The following is a 2,839-nucleotide window of genomic DNA, read 5'->3' on the forward strand; positions in this document are numbered from 1 at the left end:
CGGTTTCCACCCTGGGTACCGTGCCCCGCTCTACCCTGCAGACGGTGCATGCCGAAGTCTCCCGGCTGCTGGAGCAACTGGTGGCCATCGGCAACACGCAGTACGCCGACCGCTATATTTTCGCCGGTCAGAAAACCCTCGCCCCGCCCTTCGCCCTGACCGGGGACCCGCCCACGGTGTCCTACGGCGGCGATGAGCAACCCGTGTGGCGCGAGGTCAGCCCCGGTATCACCATCCAGGTCAACAGGCCAGGCAGCGGAGCGTTGCAGCAGGCTATGGTGGCCACCGCCACCTTCTTCCACGCGCTCGACACCGCCATTAGCACGGGTGGTTCGGTGCCGCCCGACGTGCTGGGCGGCCTGGACAGCGCCCTCGACGCCATCCTGCAGGAAAGGGCCCAGGTGGGCGCCGACGGCCACCGTATCGAAGCCACGCGCTCGCGCTTGCAGGACAGCGTGTACGAGGTTACCTCGCTCCTTTCCGAGACGGAAGACGCTGACATGGCTGAGGTGATCGTGCGCTTGACGAGCACGGAGGCCGCCTACCGCGCTGCCCTGGAGGCGGGGGCCCGCATCATCCAGCCCAGCCTGCTGGACTTCCTCCGCTGAAGGCCTGCTCCACACCGGCGCGCTGGGTGCTCATGGGTCCCCCTTGCCTGCTGGACCCGCCGGACGTGGCGGTGCGCGGGCGGCCTATAGAGAAGGGGCGAGTGAGTCGATACACATTGAGGATCGGTTGGGCCCGCGGGTGCGCTTCCGCCCCCGGGGCGACGGTAGCCCAGCGCGTGGAGTGATGGCCGTGCGAGTGCTGACGCGCAGGTTCGGCGTCCTCAGAGTCCCCGACGAACTGGTGTGGCGGTGGCCCGTGCCCCTGCCCGGGTTCCCCCGGTCGCGGGAGTTCGTCCTCATTGACGACGAAAACGCCCGCCCCTTTCTGTGGCTCCAGTCCCTCAACGAACCCGAGGTGGCTTTCGTAATCATGGACACGGGGCTGGTGGCAGGCGACTATGATCCTGCTCTCCCGGAGGCAGAGCTTGCCTGCCTGAAACTTTCCCCCGGGCACCGGCCCCTGCTGTACGCCATCGTCACCGTGCCGGGCGACCCGCGCCAGGCGTGGGTGAACCTGCGCGCGCCCCTGGCGCTCAACGTGTCCGCACGCCTGGGGAGGCAGGTCGTCCTGTCCGACGATCGTTATTCCTTCCGCCATCTCCTTTGGGAGTCACTGCAGCAGGCAGGGGAAGTGTCCGGCCAGGGATGGTCAGATAGCCAGGGAGGGCGACTGCTGTGCTGGTCCTTGCCCGTAAGCTCCACCAGAGCATCCTTATCGGCGACACGATCCGCATAACCGTCCTGGAGGTGCGCGACGGCCAGGTGCGCCTGGGCATCGACGCCCCCCGGGGCGTTTCCATCCTTCGAGAGGAGATCGTGCACGCCACAGCCGCCAGCAACCGCGAGGCCTGCCTGGCGCAGATGGGCCTGGTCGACGCGGCGGGTAGCATGGCGGAGTTCGTGCGGTCTTGTCTCTCGGGAGGCCGTGACGGGGCCGCCGCCGGGGGCGAGCAGCCGTGAGGGTCCTGGTGACGGGCGGGGCGGGCTTCATAGGTTCCAACTTCATCCGGTACTGCCTCAGAGAGTACCCGGACTGGCATGTGGTGAACTTCGACAAGCTCACGTATGCAGGCAACCTGGAGAACCTGGCAGGAATTGATGAGGCACGCTACTCGTTCGTACGGGGGGACATAGCCGATCCAGTTGCGGTCGAGGTCGTATTCTCGCAGGGGTTCGATGTGGTGGTCAATTTTGCCGCCGAGTCGCACGTCGACCGCAGTATCCTCGATCCTGCCCCCTTCATGCGCACCAACGTGCTGGGCACCCAGGTCCTGCTGGATGCAGCGCGAAGTCACGGCGTCGGTCTTTTCGTCCAGGTTTCCACCGACGAAGTGTACGGGTCGCTCGAGGAGTATGACCCCCCATTTACCGAGGTCAGTCCGCTCGCGCCCAACAGCCCCTACGCGGCGAGCAAGGCTGCCGCCGATATGCTGGCCCGGGCGTGGTGGAAGACTTACCGCGTGCCGGTGATAATCACGCGCTGCTGCAACAACTTCGGGCCCTATCAGTTCCCGGAGAAACTCATTCCCCTGGTGATAACGAACGCCATCCAGGATCTCGCCATACCGGTCTACGGGGATGGCCGGAACATCCGGGACTGGGTGCACGTGGAAGACCATTGCCGGGCCATCGCCGCCGTGATCGAGCGGGGTCGGCCGGGGGAGATGTACAACATCGGTGCGGGCTGGGAGGTCCGGAACATCGATCTGGTCCGCCGGATACTTCGGCTGCTTGGAAAGAGCGAATCTCTGATACAATTCGTCGCCGACCGGCCGGGCCATGACCGGCGCTACGCGATTGATGCCTCCCGGATCAGGAGGGAACTGGGGTGGGTTCCTACCCGTCCTCTGGCCGAGGCCCTGCCCGAGGTGATCGACTGGTATGTGGCCAACGAGGGCTGGTGGAGGCGGGTGCGGAGCGGGGCCTACCGCGATTACTACGAGGCGGTGTACTCCCGCCGGTGGGGAGGGGGGATGGAGTGAAGGCACTCGTCCTGGCAGGTGGAAAAGGCACGAGGCTGCGACCGCTCACCTACACCATGCCCAAGCAGCTGGTGCCGGTGGCCAACAAGCCCATCCTGCACTTCGTTATGGCCCAGGTGGCTGACGCCGGCCTGACCGACGTGGGTGTGATAGTCGCTCCGGAGACGGGCGACGCTATCAGGGCTTCCCTCGGGGATGGTTCGCGGTGGGGCCTGCGGATCACCTACGTAGTCCAGGAACAGCCCGCTG

Annotated in this window: 5 protein-coding genes; all 5 read left to right on the forward strand. The window is 66.2% G+C overall.

Going from position 1 to position 2,839, the window contains the following annotated elements; all coding sequences use genetic code 11:
- Positions 1-608: flagellin (locus AB1609_19970; protein ID MEW6048720.1), on the forward strand; the 608-nt coding region annotated here is incomplete at its 5' end.
- Positions 609-798: 190 nt separating this feature from the next.
- Positions 799-1,344 (forward strand): flagellar assembly protein FliW, encoded by a 546-nt coding sequence (fliW, locus tag AB1609_19975; protein MEW6048721.1) that lies wholly within the window; start codon positions 799-801, stop codon positions 1,342-1,344.
- Positions 1,284-1,568 (forward strand): carbon storage regulator CsrA, encoded by a 285-nt coding sequence (csrA, locus tag AB1609_19980; protein MEW6048722.1) that lies wholly within the window; start codon positions 1,284-1,286, stop codon positions 1,566-1,568. The genes fliW and csrA overlap by 61 nt, the downstream gene beginning before the upstream one ends.
- Complete coding sequence (gene rfbB, locus AB1609_19985) at positions 1,565-2,590, forward strand: dTDP-glucose 4,6-dehydratase (GenBank protein MEW6048723.1); 1,026 nt, start codon at positions 1,565-1,567, stop codon at positions 2,588-2,590. The genes csrA and rfbB overlap by 4 nt, the downstream gene beginning before the upstream one ends.
- A partial coding sequence (locus AB1609_19990; protein ID MEW6048724.1) for a sugar phosphate nucleotidyltransferase occupies positions 2,587-2,839 on the forward strand: 253 nt, incomplete at its 3' end. The genes rfbB and AB1609_19990, both read left to right, overlap by 4 nt.

It is taken from the genome of Bacillota bacterium (genome assembly GCA_040754675.1).
Taxonomy (GTDB): Bacteria; Bacillota; Limnochordia; order Limnochordales; family Geochordaceae; genus Geochorda.